Here is a 20,273-nt window from a genome sequence, read left to right as displayed (position 1 = left end):
TTCAGATTTCAAACAGCTTTCCTGGAGTAGACTGATGAATTTTCGACGGATTTCGATCGACCATTTTGGTGCTTTCGACAATTTCCAAATCGAACACCTCTCAGACGGTTTGAACGTCCTGCACGGCTCCAACGGGTCCGGAAAGTCGACCGTTCTGGAATTCCTGCGCGGCGTCTTGTGCGGCTTCGATCGCTCTCGCCGACAACACTTCCTGCCAGCCAGCGGGGGGCATTCTGCAGGGGGAGGAATTCTGTGTGCGCTTCCTGAATTTAATTTTGCGATCACGCGCCGATCCCGCCCTGGACATCGAGACACTTTGGCGATCACCACCAAATCAACAGACGAGTCGATCCCGAGTCACGTCCGATCACAGATCGCAAAGCTCGACGAAGATCTGATTCGGACAATCTTCTTCGTCAGTGGACACGAAGCTCACTCTATCCCTGAAATGGTCCGAGTCGCAAAAAGAGACGGCATTTCTCTCGTGCATCGATCGACCAATCCGGCGTGGCTTGCTGAACGCATCGAAACCGTTGATCTCTTCCGAAACGCGGCAGCTGATCCGGTCCCGGGTCAGGCAGAACTCGAACGATTGACGCGACGCAAAAAGGCATTGCGGGACCAGATTGATTCGCTCGCTCAATCTCAACGCGGCCGCGATCTCGACTGGTCTCAGAAACTCGATCAACTGCAGACGCGAATTCGCACGTTGAGTGACCGTTCACAGTGGACACTTACTGAACTGGAAGCTTGTCAGGCTGATCTCTCAGAACTGCAACTGCGACTCTGGAATACAAAGAAGCAGCTCGCCAAGCCGCGACAACCACAGGCGACTCCTCAGTCACCAAAAGTGCAGCAGATGCAGGCTTTTGATTCGAAGGCAATTGACTCTCTTGATCGAGAGATCACGAATGCGCAACGTGTTCTGAAAGACTTGGCACGTTCCCGTTACGAGCTCAGCGTTCTCGTTGCAGATTTGACAGGTTCGCATTCTGATCAAGCGGCGATCGCTGCCAACTTTGAACAACAACGCAGCGGAATCGCCCGCATCGAAGAAGAAGTTCACCAACTCATCGATCAGCTGGGATCAATCAATCAGCCCACCGAAATTCCAGCAAGTCAGAGACACTCTTCCACACAGGAATTTCAACGGTCTCTGACGACAATTCAGGATCAACTGGCCCTCATCTGCAGAAGCCTCGGCCAACAACAGAACATCACTCAGCGCTCGACGATTCTCACACAGCGGAAGGGTGTCGATCGCTGCGAGCGGCAACTCGTCCGTCAGATTCAACGCTTGCAGAAAGAACGCGAACTTCTCGTCAGTCAATTGTCGAATGATTTCGGCGAACGCAAACAGCTGTTAACCGAAAACGAAGCCCAACGATGCGAATGCGTTCACCACGGAATTGAGAAACCGAAAGCTGTCCGTGCTGAAAGCACTCCTCTCCCACAGCCAGCATCACGCGAAGACGTTCTGGAACAGCGTCAGCAGACTCTCAAGCTGGAAGCAAAACTGATTGCTCGAAAACGCAAACTCCAAACCAGCTGGTGGCGTCTCGTCGAAGAGCTTTGCAGCTGCCGTCAAGAACTCGCCGAACATCGGGCGTTGGTTCACGATCATGCGAATGACCGCCGGATTCAAATTCTCAAGCAAGAGTACAACGAGCTTGAGCAGCAGCATTCTGACGCACTCGAACAGAGTCAATCGCTGATCGTCCTTCAGTCAGTCCTGCAACGGACTCAAGAATATCTTGATCAGGAAGTCAGCTGCCCGGTGATTACGGAAGCCTCCGAACTTCTCAATAAGATGACCGATGGCCGACATACCGGGTTTCAGTACTGTGAAAAGACCGATCAGCTCAACGTCTTGAACGAGTCGGGAACACTGCTGCCGCTGACAGCCCTGAGTCGCGGGACGAACGAGCAAGCATCGCTCAGCTTCCGACTTGCTCTCTGGAATGAATACTCTCGAAGAGGCGTCGAGTTGCCGCTTGTATTCGACGAGTGCCTTTCGGACAGCGATGACGATCGCGTTCTCGCTTGCGTCGATGCGTTGATCGAATCATGCGGTGAGAATCGGCAGATCCTCTTCTTCACCTGTCAGGATCGATTGTCGGAGCTCTTCGAACAACGTGGAACTTCCGTCCGAACTCTTCCCGGTTCGAATCGGATTCCTCAAGTCACCCGAATTCGTCAACAACCGCTCGCTCCTCTTCCATCAGAAAACCGGATTCCAGTCGCTTCCCACCAGGAAGACTCTCAGATCATTCATTCCCTTCACGCACGCGAACCATTCTGGTTGGCCCCTGATCAATCGATTGGTGTGCTACCATCATTGAGTGAGCAGATGGTGCGACGACTGGGGGCACTTGGCGTCCGCACAATTGGTGATCTGATCGGGCTCGACCCCGAGATCACAGAAATGCCGCTGGACAGCCTCCAGATTTCGGCAGCAACTCTTCGCAACTGGCAAGCGGAGGCTCGACTTCTGTGCTGTGTTCCGAACTTGACGGGAAGAGATGCTCAAACGCTCGTCGCGATTGGAGTCCTCAGCCCCAGCGAACTTTCTCAAGCTGACGCGGGAGATCTAGTTCGCCGCATGGAACGAGCTCATTCCGGTTCGGGAGAATATGGTCCTCTGGAATGGTTGAGTTCCGAGCTGGTTCGGCCGAATCAAAAGCTGTGTCATTCGTGGATTCAGTTCGCTCGAAGTTCCCGCACTATGCGACAGGCTCGCGGAGAGTCAAATCAAGAACTTCGCACGGATCGTTCGCACCCGCTACCCTCATCTCACTTTTCGCATCGAACAGTCGAATCCGAAACGGAATTCCCTGCACCGCTCAAGGGCAGTATCAGCTGGGAGCCGGATCGCTTCGCTCTCGATTCGCTGGCCACTGCAGAAACGAGCCGTTCCCGCTCGAACTATCGATTCCTGTTGAGCCCTGACAGCTTGGTCAGCGAAACTCCCGGAATCGGTCAACGGGCTGCGGAGCGCCTCAACCGCATCGGTCTGACCACCGTCTTCGATTTACTCCATCGTGATCCCCGAGAAATCAGCCGACGGCTCAGCCGACCGCGATACACTGTGAGTGTCGTTGAGCGATGGCAGCATCTCGCGACTCTGCTGTGCAGAATCCCGGAACTCCGGGCGGCTCATGCAGAAATCCTCGTGGCCTGTGGCGTCACGCAGGTTGAAGCACTCCTGCGACTCACGCCTCAGCAACTCCTCGAAACGATTCGACAACATGCGAATTCGCCTTCGTGGCAGCGTTCCCCGAAAGTCGGACCTCTGCCCAGCCTCGAAGATGTCACGCAATGGATCGCCCTGGCCCGTCACTCTCGCGAACTCCGAGCAGCTTAACGAATTGCAACTCGGTCAGCCCGATTCCTCGTGACGCAGGTGATTCAAGAACGCTTGTTCAAGAATCCTCAAATGCGCCCTATTCGTACGGCTTCAGATTGGTGACAATGAGAAGGTGATTCGATTCCTTCTCAATTTCAGTCTGTGGTTAATATCAGCAATGGTGATGAAGAGGACGATGGTTGTCGGGTTGCTCGCAACCTGCCTGACGATTTTGCTTCCCTCAACAGGCAACAGTCAGGACGCAACAGAAGAAAAGAATCCGATTGGGGAGTGGTTCCGGAATCTTGATCGCGAAGTCCGTGAGGGGGCGGAAGCAATCGAGCAAGACAAGCTCGGTCGCGACCAACTTGATTCACGGACACCGCAGAATCAAGATCTTGCCAGACGTCTCGATCAAGCTCGTATCGCAATCGAAAAGCAGAACTGGCACGATGCCATCGAGATCCTCCAGTTCCTGATTGACTCGCCGGACGACTCCTTCTTTTTCGATTCCCGTCGCGAGCTGCGGTCCCTCAAAGGAGAAGTCCAACGGATTCTGGAGAGTGTTCCACCTGAAGCACTGCGGAACTACGAGAATCGATTTCAACCGGCTGCTCGCAGACAACTCGACTCAGCACTTCGCCAACAAGACGTCGACATCCTGCACTCCACCGGGTTGAAATACTCTGCAACGGACACTGGACAAGAATCGCTGAGGCAACTTGCGTACCGATGGAGAGACGAGGGCCAACTCGATTCAGCAGCTGATCTGCTCGCTCGTGTCGCGCGTCAGGAATCAAACCCCCAAGCTTCCGCACGCCTGGCGAAACAGGCAGCCTTGATTGCATCCGAGGCGGACAATCCTTCGCTGGTCGAAGCACTCACGAAAGAGTTCGGCATCCCGCAAGATCAAACGGACTTGCGATCCAGCTTCCCCTCTCACGATCGTGCTCAACGCACAGCAACATCCGAGACACCTCTTCTCACGGACCGTGATTTCTCTCCCAAGAACCTCGTTCCCGCGTGGAGCCAACCGGCAATCGAACGATTCGCGATTCGTGACGCGGTCAGCCACATCTTTTCAGATCTTCAACAGAATGGCCGCACACTGATTCCGGTCTCGTCCACTGCGTTCGCAGCTGGAAAGATTGTGCTTCGAACCTTGCGCAGCCTGGAAGTTCGAGAAGCATCGACCGGTCAGCTTGTGTGGGAAGATCGCAATGTCGACGACCTCGAATCGATCGTCGTCAACGACATGAGCGACTCACTGAGAACGCTTCAGATGAGTGGAAGAGCTTCAGAAGTCAGTCCGCTCACGAGTCTGCTTCTTCGCGATCAGGTCTCTCGCAGCGTGAGCACCGATGGCGAGTTCGTCTATGTCATCGAGAACAATTCAGTGCTCACCGAGTCCGGTAGAAGCAATTCCTATCTCTGGCAGCGTCGAGTTGCTTCCGAAGGAAAACAGGATTCGGGCTGGGGCTCAAACCGTCTCATGGTCTACGACATCGACACCGGCCGACCGGCCTGGAAAGTGGGCGGAGCAGTCGTGGAAGCTCCTTTCTCACCTCCACTCGCGGGGACGTTCTTCTTCGGCGCTCCAACCGTCGATGGATCAGAATTGTACATCATTGGAGAACGCGAGGATCAGGTCACGTTGTTCGTGCTCGATCGATTCAATGGCGAGATGCTGTGGTCTCAGGCAATCGCAATCCCATCCAGCCCGATTACCAGCGACATCATTCGCCGCTACTGGAGTTGTACGCCGACAGTTTCCGGTCCTCTTGTCTTCTGTCCGACGACGTGCGGATGGCTCGTGGCTGTCGATCGCACGACGCGCAGACTCGCTTGGGCGACTCGTTACAGCGACCGAAAACAAGGCGGCAGGCGTTTTCGTGGAGGAAATGCCTTCCAGGCGATTCAAGATCTGAACCGTCGTTGGGATCGTTCGCAGGTCATTCCCTACGAGAACTATGTCATCAGCACGCCGATCGAGTTGCCTGATGAGTTCGGAAATTCGACCAACTTCTCGTTCTGTTTGGATCGAGAAACCGGAGCGCTGATCTGGCAACAGGAGAAAGATGATTGCTTATATCTGGCCGGAATTCATAACGATCTGGCAATTTACGTTGGAAACAATTTTGTCGTTGCACGAAACGTGAACGAACGCGGGCGGATCGCGTGGAAGAAACCGCTCTCGTCCGATGAGCTCTCAGTCTGTGGTCGCGGAGTCATTCTTAACGACCAACTCCTCCTGCCACTTGAGAACAACCAAATCGCGGTTGTCGATCTTGAGACTGGCGAGCACTGGAAAACGTTTCAACTGGCCGTCGAAGGAGCCAGCTTCGGAAACATGCAGGTCTCCCGAAATTATTTAGTCTCCGTATCCAGCTTCGACAGCATGGCAATCGCCCTCGATGGAAGCATCGGATCGCAACAGGAGCAGTCCGAAGAGTTCGTGAAAACACTTCGGAATATCAATCAGCTCATCTCAGAAGGAATGGACCAGGAAGCCTTTGAGCTTTGTCGGTCCGTCCGGGAAACGCTCAAGAACGATCCCAATATCGAGTTTTCAATTGACCCCGTCGACGAACTCTATTGGAACCTGATCGACAAGAGCATTCTCAATCACGAAGGCGACCTGCAATCGTTGAGCGATCTCGCTCCCGAAGGTGTGGATCGTGTCAAAATCCGACAACGCCTGGTGAATGCAGCTATTGATTCTGGAGAAGCTGTCACTGCGGTCGGGATTTGCATGGAGCTTCTCAAGACTTCGTCACTGAAGGAATATCTTGAAGAAAACAATCGCACCGTTCGAATCGATTCCTGGATCGCTGGCAAGCTGGACCAGATCCTCAAGGAATGCACTTCAAACGAACGACTGCAAATTGAACGAACGATTTCTCTGAAAGCCGTTGAGCTCAGGAATCATCTCAATATCGATCGCCTCGCGCGAGCCCTGTCAGCCACGCCGACAGGAACGCAGCTTCAATTTGAACTCGCGATTCAGGATCGTTCCGAAGATCGGTTCTCTAATGCCCTGCTCCGGTTCGAAAGAGTTCTCGACTCGAACGATGATGACTTAAAAGTCCCAGCTTTAGTCGAGATGGCCAGCATCTTTCGACAGAAGAAACTTCTGGCTGACGAACGCAACATCTGGAACGAGATCTTAAAGGCACCTCCAACGGTGATTCGCGGAGGAATTGACAGCCACGAAGCTGCGAAGACCGCTCTCAATGAACTCGAGAAACTGGCATCGGAATCGCCAGCGATTGACGATCACTGGGGTGACTCTTGGGCCGCTTTGAGAGCTGGCACGCTCGGACGCGATGACCACGTTCTCGCCATTCCGCAGCAAGGGGAGTCTTCTCCCGTCGTGACGACAAAGAACTACTTGTACCATCCTCAACACCAGCGGATCCGCATCGAAGATGGCAAGAGCGGCCAGCTGTATTGGACATTCCCAGTACGCAGCATTCCGTATCTGTCTCGCAGCTCTGGTGTCGGAATACTACATGCTGGCTCGATGTCTTACTTCGTGCATCGTGGGGTTCTCCACGCTGTTCAAGTTCTCGACCGTGAAGTTCCTTGGTCTTACTCTCCGGATATCTCCGGTGCAGCAGCTGCGAGGTTGCGACGACCTTCCCGTCACGACTCCTACTCGATGGTCAATCCGATAGCGTTTCGGAACCATCTGAACCTGACATCGCAAAGCTCGTTGACCGGATTTCTGCTCGCTGCCAACAGCTCGGCAGTTCTAGTCCTCGACGAAGAAATGCATGCTCTCGATCCGCTCACCGGAGAACTTCTGTGGACCGAACGAGATGTCGACACTCGAAGAACCGGAAGGCCACATGGTCCTGATTTTCTGCTGACCAGTCACCGTCGCGACACCCAGCACATTCGCGGAATTGACGGAGCTCAAGTCGAAGAAATCACCGATCGGAACTTCGCCCTGAACTGCCTGAAGGTGAACGCAAACTCCATTGTGACACTCACACAACCTTCGGATGAAAAGAAGGGAGCCTGGGTTCTCGCAGCAACTCGAACAGACGATGACGAGACCCTCTGGAGCATCGACATCGAAGACTCAGCAACGATGACGGATGTCGACTTTCAGACGGTCGCTGTTTTGACGTCAGTCGGTGAACTCTCTTCGATCGATCTGAAAACTGGCGAACGACGTCAGCTGGGAAGTCTTCCTGGGGAGTTGATGAGGGTGAACAAACGGATCTACTGCTTCGCTGATGCCCTGCGAATTTTTGTGAAAGTTGCGCACGGCGACGCGAGTTCCGGATACGTCAATCTGCCTTCATTCCGCACGCCAGGAACCTTGTTCGCATTTGATCGAGGCGGAGAGTTACTCTGGTCCAGAACAACTGAGAGCTTGAATCCGCCGGAGCCAGAGGTTGAGCCAGAACCGGAAGACGCACCTGCTGAGAAGAAGAATCGCAAGAACAGAAAAGAACGCAACTGGACGATGAACCTCGTGACTCGCGAGGTGGAGAACTCGCCCCTGATTCTGTTCGTGAGTGATCAACCGGAGCCGAAGCTCGACAGTTCGTTCCGCAAACTTCGTCTCGTTGGCCTCGATAAACGTACTGGAGAAACGGTCGTTGAATGGGAACGCCTCTCTAATTCCGGGGGTTTCTCTTACATACACTTCGACCGTTATAAACGACTGATCGATTTGTGGACTTACAATGAACGATTAAAAATTAAACCGACGAAACAAGTCGCAACATCTCAAGAACGTGCTCAATGAAACGCTATCGATGTCGATGGTTTTATCCAGGAGACAGCCCCCCACTCTCGGATATTTCATTTTCGGTCTCCGGCCAGCGAATTGAAGATATCGCGGCTGGGGACGCCGAAGCGAGCGATCTGGGAAACGTCGCTGTGATCCCCGGATTGATTAACGCTCACACACATCTCGAATTCTCGTCTCGATCCACCCCCTTAGAGCCTCTCCGTTCTTTTTGCGATTGGATTCGCGGAGTCATCCGCTGGAAGATCAGCCAGCCTGATCAAAATCATCCAGTTATTTCTCAGGGTCTTGCCGAATCAGTGAGATCGGGATCGACCGTCGTGGGAGAAATTGCGACCCGCGACTGGAGAACCGAACGTGATTGGTCGGAGATTGACTCTCCGCAGCATGTTGTGATGTTCCGTGAATTTCTCGGTCTCGATCTTTCATCAATCTCTGCCAGCCTCGACATCGCTGAGAAGTTTCTGTCCGCTGAGTCCCCTCCGCATATTCGGGCAGCGATCAGTCCGCACGCTCCTTACTCGACTCATCCGGAGTTGATCGCCCGCCTCGCGCAACTGGCTGAGTCTCACAACGTTCCACTGGCATTTCATCTGGCCGAAAGCCCCGAGGAAATTGAATTACTCCGAAATGGGACTGGTCCGTTTAAGAAGATGCTCAGCGACTTAAACATCGATTCCGGAAACATCTTCGCGTCGCGAAAGACTCCAATCGACTACCTAAAACTGGTTGATGTCTCATCACCCGTGCTGGTGATTCACGGAAACTATTTATCCGACGAAGAGTTCGAATTTCTTTCAAAGCGAGAGAATTTCTCGGTCGTCTATTGCCCGCGAACACATGCTTCAATGCAAACTGGCCAGCACCCCTGGCAGCAGATGATTGAACGTGGAATCAAAGTAGCAATTGGAACGGACAGTCGAGCATCTAATCCTGACCTCTCCGTTTTCAAAGAATTGGCGTTCATACATTCTAAGAATCCGAATACCGCTTCCTCGAGCCTTTTACGACTCGCAACAGTGAACGCAGCTCAGGCGCTCGGACAGCACGATTCTGGAAGACTCACAGCTGGGGGGATTGCGTCCCTGTGTGTCGTCCCGCTGTCAGAAGCATCGGGATCAGACCCGGAGCGGCACTTGTTCGATGATCCAAATTCAGAACTCGGCGTCATGCAGCACGGCGAATGGATTGTTCCAGTCAATCGTTAAATCGAGTCATGGCGATCGAACGAGTTCGCCACGGACATAAACATCGCCGTCGAGGGCCTGAACTTCCGGATTTCGAAGTCGACGGGCTTGTTCCATTGTGTCGAATCCGTTCCCCAGAACCGGTGAAATGGCTCCTTCGCCGCCGATGATTCTTGGAGCAATGAAGCAGTGCACTTCGTCAACGCAATCTTGATCAATCAGCGAACCAAGCAGCGTTCCTCCCGATTCGATGAGAACGTTAGTCATCTGCCGTCGTCCAAGCTCGCGCAAGACCGCAAAGACATCAATTCGATCGGTGTTTGAATCAATCGCGACGATTTCGACTTCGACACCGAGCTGTCGAACTTGCTCAATTCGCTCTGTCTCAGCTTGATCGGTACAGAAGACGAGAACCGGAGCCTGGTCGACGGTGCGAATCAACTGCGATTCCAGCGGAAGGCGAAGCTGTCTATCGAGAATGATGCGAGTCGGGACTCTCGGTCCTTGAGGACGTGCTGTCAGCAGCGGATCATCCACCAGAACTGTTCCGATGCCGGTGAGGACTCCGTCCATCCGACCACGCAGTTGATGGACAATACTGCGGGACTGCTCATTGGAAATCCATTTCGAAGCTTTCGTCCGGGAGGCGATGCGACCATCGAGAGTCATGGCCCATTTGGCATGAATGTAGGGAAGCTTCTCACACTGAAGTTTCTTAAACGGTCCAATGAGTTGGCGTGCTTCAGGTTCGCATACGCCGACGTCGACAGTGATTCCGGCATCCCGAAGCCGTTCGATGCCCTGTCCGCAAACATGTTCGGCCGGATCCATTGTGCCGATAACAACTCTCGACAGTCCCGCTGCAATCAAGGCATCAGCACAAGGCGGAGTTTTCCCGTAATGTGAACAGGGTTCGAGTGTCACATAAATCGTGGCTCCACGAACTTTCGAAGTGGCACTTGTCAGTGCAACTACTTCTGCATGCGGTCCGCCAAATCGCTGATGATGCCCCTCGCCGATCAGATTCCCGTGCGAGTCGACGATCACAGCTCCGACCGGAGGATTCGGCTCAACGTAGCCCAGACCGCGCCGAGCGAGAGACAAGGCATGCGTCATCGCTTCGGAATCTGTTCGAAACCGTTGAGGAGATTGCGATGGACCGTCATCTTCAGTGCCGTGCATCTTCCCGACTCATACGCGTGGGCCATTCGACCACTCCCTCGGGACTAAAGAGGGAGTGATAGGATCATCTCGATATCATCACACCATCACTATCAACGCACCATTCGCGCAACTTCGACGAGGTCACCCGAACTGTTCATCGAGACGACAAAAACATTGAACGATCGAAGACTCTTCGCAGAATCCCTAATCAGGAAGCCAGAGTTTTTTCTCGCCGCTGACGGTTTCTTCTGTTTGGGCTGTCCATTTGGTTCCGCCTTCGGCAGAAGCACCGGGCATCACGATTGCGTTTTCCCAAGGAGCGTCGATCTCGAGTGCTCGGACGAATTCTTCCAGACGTTCGCGAACGATCGGAAGTTTTGCTCCGTAGTGGTTCCACAATTCCAGAAGGAGTTCTTTCAGCTTTGGATCGTCGAGATCTTTCGCGCGGAATTGAAGCTCCTGCATCTTCCACATCAGCAGCGATTCAAACGGAGCGTTCGTACTCTTGGAATACTCAAAGCCGCGCTGAATCCATTCCAGTGCCTCACCTTCTCGCAGTGACCGGCTGCAGACTTCAGCGAGAGTTCTGAAGGCTTGTTGTGCTTCAGTATCTTTCTCAGCAACGAGCTGCGGACGATTGTTCAAGAACTCAGTCAGAATTCGATAACCGTGACCGCAGTGCTTGATGACAAGTGCTCGCTGCATGACGAGATCAAAGAGTTCGTCTGACATTCCGTCGAGAGCAACTCTTTGGAGCTGTGAAACCGTGAGCGTGTTCAGGTCGAGATTGTCCTGCGGAGGAATGGATGCTGCGCGCTGAACGTTGAGTTTTTCCGCGAGCTGTTCCTGATCGAGAATGATATCCCGGCGATCGAGGAAGGCGTCGAAGACGCAGATGGCTGCAGCCAGTGGAACCTTCAGCGATTCATCATTCGCAGCTTCGGCAGGACTTTTGCCTTGCAGTGCGGTCTGAGAGGAATTCATCCAGGTTTCATGGATGCTTCGATCCGTAAACTCTTTCCGCAACTGCTGCCGAATTCGTGAAGGAGTTTTTGGCGGGAAGAAAGCGGACTCGGTTAGAGCAAGTTCGTCCTTTGCGTACCAGGCGACGACATCAGAGTCTTCGCCCTCTTCTGGTTCTGGTTCAACGGGCTTGATCAACTCTCCGGCCGCTTTCTCCAAAGTCTCCTGAGCCTTCTCAAGTCGCTCCCCTTCAACAGCTGTGAGGTGAACGACGGCAGGTGAGGAAGCATCGACCTTGTCGACCAATACGAGTCGAGAGATCGATCGAGGAACTGTCTCCACGGTCATCGATTCGAGTGCGTCGTTTGTGGGAAGTTCTCGATCCAGAATATCGTATGAAGCTGCGATCCCGTTATTTTGATCGACCATTGGCACACGGCAGAGTCGATCTTCGTTGTCGAGTCGCGTCAACAACTGCGAAAGTGATTCTGTCTCGTAGCTTCGCATTCGAGAGACGACTGCGTTCTCTTTCTGGCGACGATCCAGAAGCTGCGCAACTGTTTCGAGGTCGACTGCTCGGTCATAGTTGTCGTACAAACTTGCAGCGCGATGCAGAGCAGTTGCGCCTGCTGCTTCGTCCCCGTCCCAGGCACGCATCAATCCGATGGTGTGCCAAAGTTCGGCGGATTCCGGATCCTGCTCCGTCAATGTCTGCAACAGATCAGCCGCTTCGGAAAAGCATCCGTGAACATACAGACGCTGGGCTTTTTTGAATTGCGGTTTGAGTTCTTCCGGAGGATTATAGGTCGGAAGCGGATGCCCTCCTCGAAGCGGATACGGAACACTGGTATCGGCATCGAGTTCCAGCATTGCCATCAGCGTTCGCTGACGTTCTTCGTCATTGCCAAGTCGCAGAACGATCGCCATGTGCTGGCGGGCAGCCATATCCTGTCCGGACTCGAGGAAAAACGAAACCAGCTTTCCGGCCAGAATCGCGACGAGTTGCGGCTCCGCGTTCATGCTCTTCAGGAAGGCTCGATGAATCACCTTCTTGCTGCGCTCCACCGGCTCAATCTGAGAGACAGCGATGGCGAGCAAAGCATTCGCGAGAGGATGTTCGGGGTTTTTGCGCAAGAATGGCAACAAGCTGTCGCGCGCAACCTCGAATTCATCATCATTGAAAAGTGCCATGGCGCGCTGAGTGACGAGCCAGCCATTTTCTGGATGATCTTTCAGCAATTTGTCGATCAACTGCAGCGCCATGTGTGGCTGGTTGTTTTCTTGCAACCGCTCGATCTTGCTCATTTCTGGCAAAATGGCCTGACAGCAGAACTTCACCTTTTTGCCACTACCGCAAGGACACGGTGCATATGGATCCATGATGAACGCTACTCCTGAAACAGTATGCAGCCCGACCCACTTTTCAGTGAGATGGGTTTATTGAATTTATGATCCGGTTCCGCATCAATCGAAGGTCGCTGTTTGGATTCCCGGTAGAAACCCGTTTGTGAAAGGCGACCTCGGTGGCGGTATTCACTATTCTTCGCAATGTGAAACTTTAGTCGAACCGAGTGATGTTTCACAGGGTGATTGCCTGTTTGACGTCTCAAACCCCTCCCCATTCCCCGCTCCCGAATGGGACACACGGAGTATTTTCCATGCCACTGAACTGGAATTGTCGCTTTTCCGCCGGCCGCTCATTTGGTCTGGCTGTTCTCGTCCTCCTGACGATCGGAGCAACTCCACTTTTCGCACAAAGAAACGGAAAACCGACCGGTCCGAGCATCACATGGGTTAATGCAATTCCAGAGAGTGGACTTCCGGAGGGTGTCACGCACCACACTTTTCACTTCGAAAAAAATGGCAAGGACGTCGGATACTGCATTTATCTCCCGTCCGAATACCACAAGGATTCTTCGAAACGATTCCCTGTCATTTACAATCTGCACGGGAACGGAGGCAACGAGTTTCACAGCTTCGAAGATGTCACCGTGCTCAACGAGGGAATTGAGTCAGGAAAGTGGCCGCCGATGATTATGGTGTTTCCGAATGGAGGCCGAAGCACGTTCTACAAAGACTCATTCGATGGTGAATTCCCGATCGAATCGATGTTCATCGAAGGTCTGATTCCGCACATCGACGAGAATTATCGCACGATTCCGTCTCGAGAGGGACGCTGTATCGAGGGCTTCTCGATGGGCGGTCGGGGGTCAACCCGCCTCGCGATGAAGTACCCGGAGATGTTTTGCTCGTTGTTTTGCCAAGCTGGTAACGTTCCTCGAACGGCTGAGAACTTTGATCCGGACACTCCCGACACCTACCCAAACAACTATCTCGGCCCAGACATCCAAAACTACCGAGACAACGATGCATTTCTGCTCGCCGAGAAGAACCTCAAACAGATCCGGGGAAAGCTTCGCATTCAAATCGCCTGCGGAACCAAAGATGGCGGGCACCTTCCCACTATTCGAGACTTTCACCAGCATCTGGTGGACTTGGGGGTCGATCACACCTACATCGAATTGGAAGACCTCGCCCACAATCGCAAGAAGATGATCGAAACGATGAGCGACATCTGGTTTGACTACCACGTCGAGTCGTTGCGCATCGCTCAGGAAAAGAACTCCCGTCGTTAAGGCGAGATGCAGTTCGTTGAATCAGTCCACAAACCTGAGACTGGGTCGTGTTAGAGCACGATCCCTTCGTCAGCAATCGTTGTGTCAGGAACGGCAATTCCAAGATTGCGGGCTCGCCAGGTCCTCCACTGTTCGATCGCTGAGAGACGGTCTTCTGTACTCCCGAAACGTACGGAACTCCCGATATACAAAAATCCGGTGCGCGGACGCAGATCGTGGAGTCCGTAACTCTCGGGGTTCTGATTCGTCAGATGCAGAAGCGCAGCGAGTGCGATGTCACGCACCTGAACTTCAGGACCTCCCCGATATCGCCCCCGAAGCTTCATTTCGTCATCGAGAAGTTGTTCCAATTCCTCGATGACGACCGGCCCTCCGTAACGCCCGAGGTAAGAAATGGCGTCTTCGAGGTGAGTGGGTGAGAAGCTGACTTTGTGTCGCTGGCTGATCAACTCTCGCGCAGCGTCCAGACCTTCGGCCATTTCAAATGACGCTGCCAAACTCAGTCGTTGGCTGCTCGATGAACTGACAGAACAGAGAATCCACTGCCCCACCAGCGATCGCAGCACGGTGCCGGTCTTCTGGTCGCGTGTTGCCCTGCGAAATTGCGAGTCGTTCAGAAAACTGTTGATCACCGTTGTCGCGGGTCCACTGGGGGTGTTTTCCGGATGACAGGCGAGAAAGAGTAAAGCCGTCATCGTGGCCAGCGAAGTCTTTGCCTGAAAAGGTCCTTGCGGAAATGATAGAATCTCCCCGCATCGTTGTTCGAATCTGGATTGCCATCCCGGTCGGTTCAGCGAGAGCATGATGGCTGTTTCACTCTGTAGAAGCTGAACGTACAGAGCCCTTGCTTCCGGTGATTCGCCAACCAGTTCGAAGAACGTCTCCCAACCGGGAGTGAGTTGCTGTGGGAAAAGCCACGGGTTGTCACGGATTTTGTCGCGGTAACGAACGAAAATCGATCGCTCCAGTAGCTGCATGACTCGCAGAGATCTTGTGCGAACTTCAGGGTCGTCGGAATTGATCCCCTGATTGATGGCCCCTAAAGAGTCGAATCCGCTTTCGAGAAGTTTTCTTTCAGCATCAGAGCGAACTTGAAACGAACGGCTTCCAAGTTGTCGAACCAGAGACGCTGTGCTCTCTGAAGCCGACTCTTTGACGGGTTGCTGGGCGCAAAATGATTTATCGCAAGCGAACAGCGCTATCAGCAGACCAGCAATACACGTCCTCGCAACAGACACTCTCGCGGTTCCTGAGTTGAATTGCTCCGCTCATCAATGGGAGCCTCCAACATGATATCATTGGCATCAACCCCATGACTGACAAGACCAATTCGTCGAACCGCTTACTCAGCCGCGAAGGAACCATTCAGATTGGAATTCGAATCCAAATGAGTTGATGGTTTTCCAGAATTCAAGAGCCAATACAGAAGACCGCCCGAGACGACAGCACAAACCACGAGAAAGACCGGTTGAAAACTGACCGACTCAATCGTCCCGGACTCGCCGACTCGGAACACAAACTGTGCGGGCCCCTCTGTGAGGGCCTCAGGAGTCAACCGAGCTGCCAATACCTGGACGCCATTGAACACAAAGTGGAAGACAACTCCCGGCCACAAGCTTTGACTGCGGACCGCCAACAGTCCCAACACCAGACCGAGCAGAGCTGCATTGAATTGCTGCTTCGGGATCATATGGATCACGCCGAACAACATCGCTGAAATAATGATCGGCAGCCATTCGCGTTTCGATCGCTGAAGTCCACTCAGAATAAAACCACGAAATGCGAGCTCTTCGCAAACTGCGGGAGCCAATGCAAACGTCGCCAGCGTTAACCACAGCGGAACAGTATCTGTTGCCATCGCTTGCATCATCTGCTCTGCCCCGGGGGGAAGCGGTGGGAAGAAGGGATCGAGAGCGGACATCAACTCCAGCGTGAGCGGTTGAAGACTGAGTGGCAGCAGACAGGCCGCCAACAGGTACTTCCAGTTCGGAAGATGCAGCTTCAATGTTTTCCAAAGATTAGTCGTCAGCAATAAGCCCATCAAAACTGGCGGTACACCGACCGTGGCGATCAGGTAAATCAACTGCACCTGCACCATTCGAACCGGTCCGCTTAACGCAGAGGGTGAGCTTTGCATCGACGTCAGGAACAGGAACTGAAGCATCGCGATCAAGACAAAACAAACCGTCGCTTCCGAGAAGCTGGGAGTCTCTTCCTTGTCTCGAAGCAAGTGCCGAAACCACAGCCCGAGATCGAATCGCTCCGCCTCTCGGAACAGAATTCCTTCACTTTGAAACTGATCGATCGCCCACCACAACGCAATTCCACTGTAAGTAATACTGGTGATCAGCACCGGCAGAACATAGGTCACCACCGAAGATGACGTGGCGCCCTCAAGCAAGAGCGACTTCAGTAACAGTGCGGGACCAACAACGGGCAACACGCTGTAATACGGGGTCAATTCGATCGACGGGTTGAGACAGAACATTGTCAGCCCCATCGTCACCATCAACAGGGGCGTCAGATAGTACTGGCCTTCCTTGCTGCTCTTCGCGAACATCGCAAGCGAAAGACTGAGTGCACTGAACAGAGCTGACAGGGGAATCGCCAGAAGCACGACCCACAGCAACGAAAGCAGCGGCGGAAACGACAGATCACCCAACGGAGACGCTGCCCCTTGGCTGACCGCTGTCAGCATATGTTTTCCCGTGAATCCCATGCTCGCCAGATTGAGCAATGCTGTCGAGATGCTGAAGAGCATCACAGTCAGAAATTTCCCGAAGACAATCTCAGCGCGAGTCGCTGGGGAAATCAGCAGCGTTTCCATGGTGCCGCGTTCTTTTTCGCCAGCCCCTAGATCGATCGCTGGATAGAACGCACCCGTCACTGACATAATGACCAGCAGCGCGGGGAAAATCTTACTCCAGACATTCGCAGCGATTTCGTCTGCTTCGGCCAAATCGATATCTGTGATCGGAATCGCATCGGTGAACGCAACCGGGAGCTTCGCTTGACTCAATCGGTCTGTAAGAACTTCATCTTCCCATGCGGCCAGAGCTTTATTCGCTCGATTAAACGCGATCTCGGAGCGTTCGTTAGCGCTGTTATGAATGACAAAAGGGCGCGGCAAATCATTCAGCATCTCTTCCGACACCGCGCCGTCAGCAATGGAGCTCGTCAGGTCTGCATAAGCCTGCTTGAACCCGGCAGGAAACAGGATCACGACTTCGGCGGGTGAATCCGCCAGAAGGGCGATCGCTTCTTTGCGAAGAGCTTGTTGCTCTTTGATCAACTCGGCAAGTTCCGGGTCCGAACGTTCGTACGTTTCGTCGAGTGCGAAATCGCGTTCGAGGACCGCCAGTCGCTGAAGTTTTCGCTCGTTTTCTGAAAGTGAATCCAGGAACTGCGTGAACTCCTGTCTGAGTTCTTCATCGATCTCATGCTCTTCGAGATTTCCGGTGGCATCGGAGATCACGCGGAGCTTGTTCGCACTCGCTGGTTCTTTGAATAAGTCCGATCGAAACTTCGTTCCGTCGATCAGTTTGGGTGATGGAATTTCATCAACGCCGAGCACGACCACGCTGCGAGTCTGTTCCTCGAAGGTGACAGTCATCTGCACCATGCCGATTCCGAGAGCGGGGTACAGCAACAACGGAAGAACCGCCACCATGAATAAGGTTCGGCGATCACGCAACTGGTCGCGCACCTCACGGAGGAAGATCAGCTTGATATTTTTCCAACTCATAGTGCTCTCAGTGAGTCTCTTTCGCAGTCAGACGTCCGTGACAATCAAATCGCGTTCATCAGGGGGTCCCGGGAACCGATCAGATGGAAGAACACTTCTTCGATGTCGGGTTGAACGTACTTCTGAATCAGTTCATCAACTGTTCCAACATCGAGGATTTCCCCTTTGTGGATAATCGCAACTCGGTCGCACAGCTTCTCGACTTCTCGCATGATGTGCGTCGAGAAAATGATGCACTTCCCAGCATCGCGCAAAGAATCGACCGCTTCCAGCACCGCTCGAGCCACAAGCACATCCAGCCCGGATGTTGGCTCATCGAAGATGAGAACCGGCGGGTCGTGCACAATCGTCCGGGCGATCGAAACTTTCTGTTTCATTCCCGTCGACATCTTCGAGCCCAGCAGATCGCGAATCTCGTTCATCTGCAATTGATCAAAGATCTCATGCAGACGGTTTTGCAGCTGTTCTTCTTCAATCCCATACAAGCGACCGTAATACTCGACCATTTCCCAGGCGGTCATTCGGTCGTAAATGCCAGTGTTCCCGGACATGAAGCCAATGTTGGCCCGAACCGATTCAGGCGACCGCGCGACATCAAATCCTGCAACGAGCGCCAGCCCGGATGTCGGCTTCAGAACCGTGCTCAGAATTCTCAAACACGTCGTTTTGCCTGCCCCGTTCGGGCCCAAAAGCCCAAAGATTTCACCCGGTTTCACCTCGAAAGAGACTTTGTTCAGTGCTGCGACTGGTCCCCTCTTGAGATCAAAAAACTCTTTCGTGAGATCCTGGACTCGAATCATAAGACGGGAACATCTTTAGCAAATGAATGTGATGAAACGTCGACGACGCGCCGGAACCGACTGACGGATACTATCTCATACACTTCGAAAAGAACATTCGCGAAATTCGATTCCTCACCCGTGTTGGTTTACAACAATCGCCCAGCAACACCGACGCGATTCCCACAAATACGTCACAGGCCAGCACATACAATCATTCGTCGCAACCAGCAAAACCCGAAGAATCGCCCGACCCCCTCAATCCCTCCCGACAGAAGAATTCACAAGGAAAGCAGACATGGGCAGGCACTTGCCGTTTGACACTTCTGAAAAACACGATTCATCAGCGTGCCTGAATCGTGACTTTTGAAAAACCACGACGCTGCTTGTCGACCCACTCTGAGGGTCACTCTTAGTCTTCGAGCAGAACCTTGGCCCAGGCCTTTTTCCCTGCGCGAACGATCATTCCATTCGTCACGGTGATCCAGTCGCTGCGGTCGGCGACGGCAGTCTTTTCTCCATCGACGAGTGTATAGACAGCCCCACCCTGAATTCGCTGGTTTGCCTGACTTGTCGACGGAACGAGCCCCAATTCTTTCAGCAACTGGGCAGCTTGAAGGCAACCCTCTTCATTCAACTGTTGGCGAGAAATTGCCTTCTCCGGAATGTCTGTTGGCAGACCTCCTTCACCAATTTCTTTTTGCCATCGATTCGCTGCTTGAACTCCAGAATCTTCGTCCCAGTACTGAGCGATAACTGATTGGGCCAGTCGAACCTTCGCGTCCTTCGGATGCCCCGCGAGAATTTTTTTCACTTCGGCGAGGTCGATGTCTGTGAGCAATTCGAAGTACATCTCCATGACATCATCAGGCACCTGCATGAACTTCTTCATCATCTCGTAAGGCTCTTCGGAAATCCCGATGTAATTCCCGAGGCTCTTGCCCATCCGGCGCGTTCCGTCAGTCCCGACGAGAATTGGGGACATGACTCCAATCTGTTGTTGAAGTTCCTGATCCTTCTGCAAATCACGAGCAAGCATGAAGCTGTAAAGTTGTTCGGTTCCACCAAGTTCGATATCCGCGCGAATCATGACCGAGTCCCAGGCTTGCATGATTGGATACAGACACTCGTGCAGGAAAATCGGAACCTCTGCTTTCATTCTCTTCGCGAAATCATCTCGGCTGAGCAGCTGGGCGACGGTAACCTTGCCACACAGATTGAGAATGTCGACGAGTCCCATTTTCCCGAACCAGTCGCCGTTCCGGTGAACCTCCGCCTTCTCGAGATCGATCACCTTTCCGACCTGCTCCAGATAGTATTGAGCATTGGCTTCCACGTCGGATTCAGAAAGTCGCTTCGAGCGGGCTTCGTCTCGGCCGCTCGGATCACCCACCATCGCTGTTGCATTTCCGATGATGATCACTGCTTGATGGCCGAGTTCCTGAAACTGGCGCATCTTTCGGAGCGGAACCGTATGTCCGAGGTGAACATCCGCTGCTGTGGGATCAATTCCGTACTTCACGCGTAGTGGAGTTTGCGTTTCAAGGCTTTTCTTCAACTTCGATTCCAGTTCCTCTTCGGGAACGATTTTCTCGACTCCACGTCGAATCACTTTGAGTTGTTCGGAAACGGATGGGAAGGACATGAATGGACTCGGACTCGATCAAAAAGTGCAATGGGAAGCAATC

Annotated in this window: 11 protein-coding genes; 5 read left to right on the top strand and 6 right to left on the bottom strand. The window is 53.2% G+C overall.

What is annotated here, in order from left to right; translation table 11 throughout:
• Window positions 1–34: 34 nt before the first annotated feature.
• From AB1L42_RS05125 to AB1L42_RS05115, 3 genes are all read left to right on the top strand, one after another.
• Window positions 35–3,364 carry a DUF4332 domain-containing protein gene (locus AB1L42_RS05125; RefSeq protein ID WP_367052063.1) on the top strand — a complete coding sequence of 1,110 codons (3,330 nt, stop codon included), beginning with the start codon at window positions 35–37 and terminating at the stop codon, window positions 3,362–3,364.
• 166 nt (window positions 3,365–3,530) lie between these two features.
• Window positions 3,531–8,108, top strand: coding sequence for a PQQ-binding-like beta-propeller repeat protein (locus AB1L42_RS05120; protein WP_367052061.1), 4,578 nt, complete (start codon window positions 3,531–3,533; stop codon window positions 8,106–8,108).
• Window positions 8,105–9,319 carry an amidohydrolase family protein gene (locus tag AB1L42_RS05115; protein ID WP_367052059.1) on the top strand — a complete coding sequence of 405 codons (1,215 nt, stop codon included), beginning with the start codon at window positions 8,105–8,107 and terminating at the stop codon, window positions 9,317–9,319. The genes AB1L42_RS05120 and AB1L42_RS05115 overlap by 4 nt, the downstream gene beginning before the upstream one ends.
• A gap of 6 nt (window positions 9,320–9,325) precedes the next feature.
• Here AB1L42_RS05115 and ribD read toward each other — a convergent pair whose 3' ends face one another.
• Together ribD and AB1L42_RS05105 are read right to left on the bottom strand one after the other, a co-directional pair.
• On the bottom strand, window positions 9,326–10,480 hold the full coding sequence (gene ribD, locus AB1L42_RS05110; protein ID WP_367052057.1) for a bifunctional diaminohydroxyphosphoribosylaminopyrimidine deaminase/5-amino-6-(5-phosphoribosylamino)uracil reductase RibD: 1,155 nt from the start codon (window positions 10,478–10,480) through the stop codon (window positions 9,326–9,328).
• 186 nt (window positions 10,481–10,666) lie between these two features.
• Window positions 10,667–12,472: a hypothetical protein gene (locus AB1L42_RS05105; RefSeq protein WP_367052055.1), complete on the bottom strand. Its 1,806-nt coding sequence runs from the start codon at window positions 12,470–12,472 to the stop codon at window positions 10,667–10,669.
• On the opposite strand from AB1L42_RS05105, the gene AB1L42_RS05100 reads away from it, so the two are divergent.
• Together AB1L42_RS05100 and AB1L42_RS05095 are read left to right on the top strand one after the other, a co-directional pair.
• Window positions 12,464–12,823, top strand: a complete 360-nt coding sequence (locus AB1L42_RS05100; RefSeq protein ID WP_367052053.1) for a hypothetical protein — start codon at window positions 12,464–12,466, stop codon at window positions 12,821–12,823. The two genes, AB1L42_RS05105 and AB1L42_RS05100, sit on opposite strands and share 9 nt — an antisense overlap.
• 260 nt (window positions 12,824–13,083) lie before the next feature.
• Window positions 13,084–14,061: an alpha/beta hydrolase-fold protein gene (locus AB1L42_RS05095; protein WP_367052051.1), complete on the top strand. Its 978-nt coding sequence runs from the start codon at window positions 13,084–13,086 to the stop codon at window positions 14,059–14,061.
• Window positions 14,062–14,111: 50 nt separating this feature from the next.
• Here AB1L42_RS05095 and AB1L42_RS05090 read toward each other — a convergent pair whose 3' ends face one another.
• The 4 genes from AB1L42_RS05090 to tyrS all read right to left on the bottom strand — a co-directional run bounded on the left by AB1L42_RS05090 (window position 14,112) and on the right by tyrS (window position 20,230).
• Complete coding sequence (locus tag AB1L42_RS05090; protein WP_367052049.1) at window positions 14,112–15,299, bottom strand: hypothetical protein; 1,188 nt, start codon at window positions 15,297–15,299, stop codon at window positions 14,112–14,114.
• A 104-nt stretch (window positions 15,300–15,403) separates the two neighbouring features.
• Window positions 15,404–17,806, bottom strand: coding sequence for an ABC transporter permease subunit/CPBP intramembrane protease (locus AB1L42_RS05085; RefSeq protein ID WP_367052047.1), 2,403 nt, complete (start codon window positions 17,804–17,806; stop codon window positions 15,404–15,406).
• A gap of 44 nt (window positions 17,807–17,850) precedes the next feature.
• Window positions 17,851–18,606 (bottom strand): ATP-binding cassette domain-containing protein, encoded by a 756-nt coding sequence (locus AB1L42_RS05080; protein ID WP_367052045.1) that lies wholly within the window; start codon window positions 18,604–18,606, stop codon window positions 17,851–17,853.
• Window positions 18,607–18,997: 391 nt separating this feature from the next.
• A complete protein-coding gene (gene tyrS, locus AB1L42_RS05075; protein ID WP_367052043.1) occupies window positions 18,998–20,230 on the bottom strand; it encodes a tyrosine--tRNA ligase in 1,233 nt (410 codons plus the stop codon).
• Between the last annotated feature and the right edge of the window lie 43 nt (window positions 20,231–20,273).

This window comes from Thalassoglobus sp. JC818, from assembly GCF_040717535.1.
In the GTDB taxonomy this organism is placed as follows: domain Bacteria; phylum Planctomycetota; class Planctomycetia; order Planctomycetales; family Planctomycetaceae; genus Thalassoglobus.
This window is presented reverse-complemented; position numbering and strand designations above follow the sequence as displayed.

What these genes read in the sequence shown, in the direction of transcription:
- ribD (WP_367052057.1), bottom strand. Translation starts at nt 10,480, where the DNA reads ATGCACGGCACTGAAGATGACGGTCCATCGCAATCTCCTCAACGGTTT.
- AB1L42_RS05120 (WP_367052061.1), top strand. Translation starts at nt 3,531, where the DNA reads ATGAAGAGGACGATGGTTGTCGGGTTGCTCGCAACCTGCCTGACGATT.
- AB1L42_RS05125 (WP_367052063.1), top strand. Translation starts at nt 35, where the DNA reads ATGAATTTTCGACGGATTTCGATCGACCATTTTGGTGCTTTCGACAAT.
- AB1L42_RS05095 (WP_367052051.1), top strand. Translation starts at nt 13,084, where the DNA reads ATGCCACTGAACTGGAATTGTCGCTTTTCCGCCGGCCGCTCATTTGGT.
- AB1L42_RS05080 (WP_367052045.1), bottom strand. Translation starts at nt 18,606, where the DNA reads ATGATTCGAGTCCAGGATCTCACGAAAGAGTTTTTTGATCTCAAGAGG.
- tyrS (WP_367052043.1), bottom strand. Translation starts at nt 20,230, where the DNA reads ATGTCCTTCCCATCCGTTTCCGAACAACTCAAAGTGATTCGACGTGGA.
- AB1L42_RS05115 (WP_367052059.1), top strand. Translation starts at nt 8,105, where the DNA reads ATGAAACGCTATCGATGTCGATGGTTTTATCCAGGAGACAGCCCCCCA.
- AB1L42_RS05100 (WP_367052053.1), top strand. Translation starts at nt 12,464, where the DNA reads ATGAATCACCTTCTTGCTGCGCTCCACCGGCTCAATCTGAGAGACAGC.
- AB1L42_RS05085 (WP_367052047.1), bottom strand. Translation starts at nt 17,806, where the DNA reads ATGAGTTGGAAAAATATCAAGCTGATCTTCCTCCGTGAGGTGCGCGAC.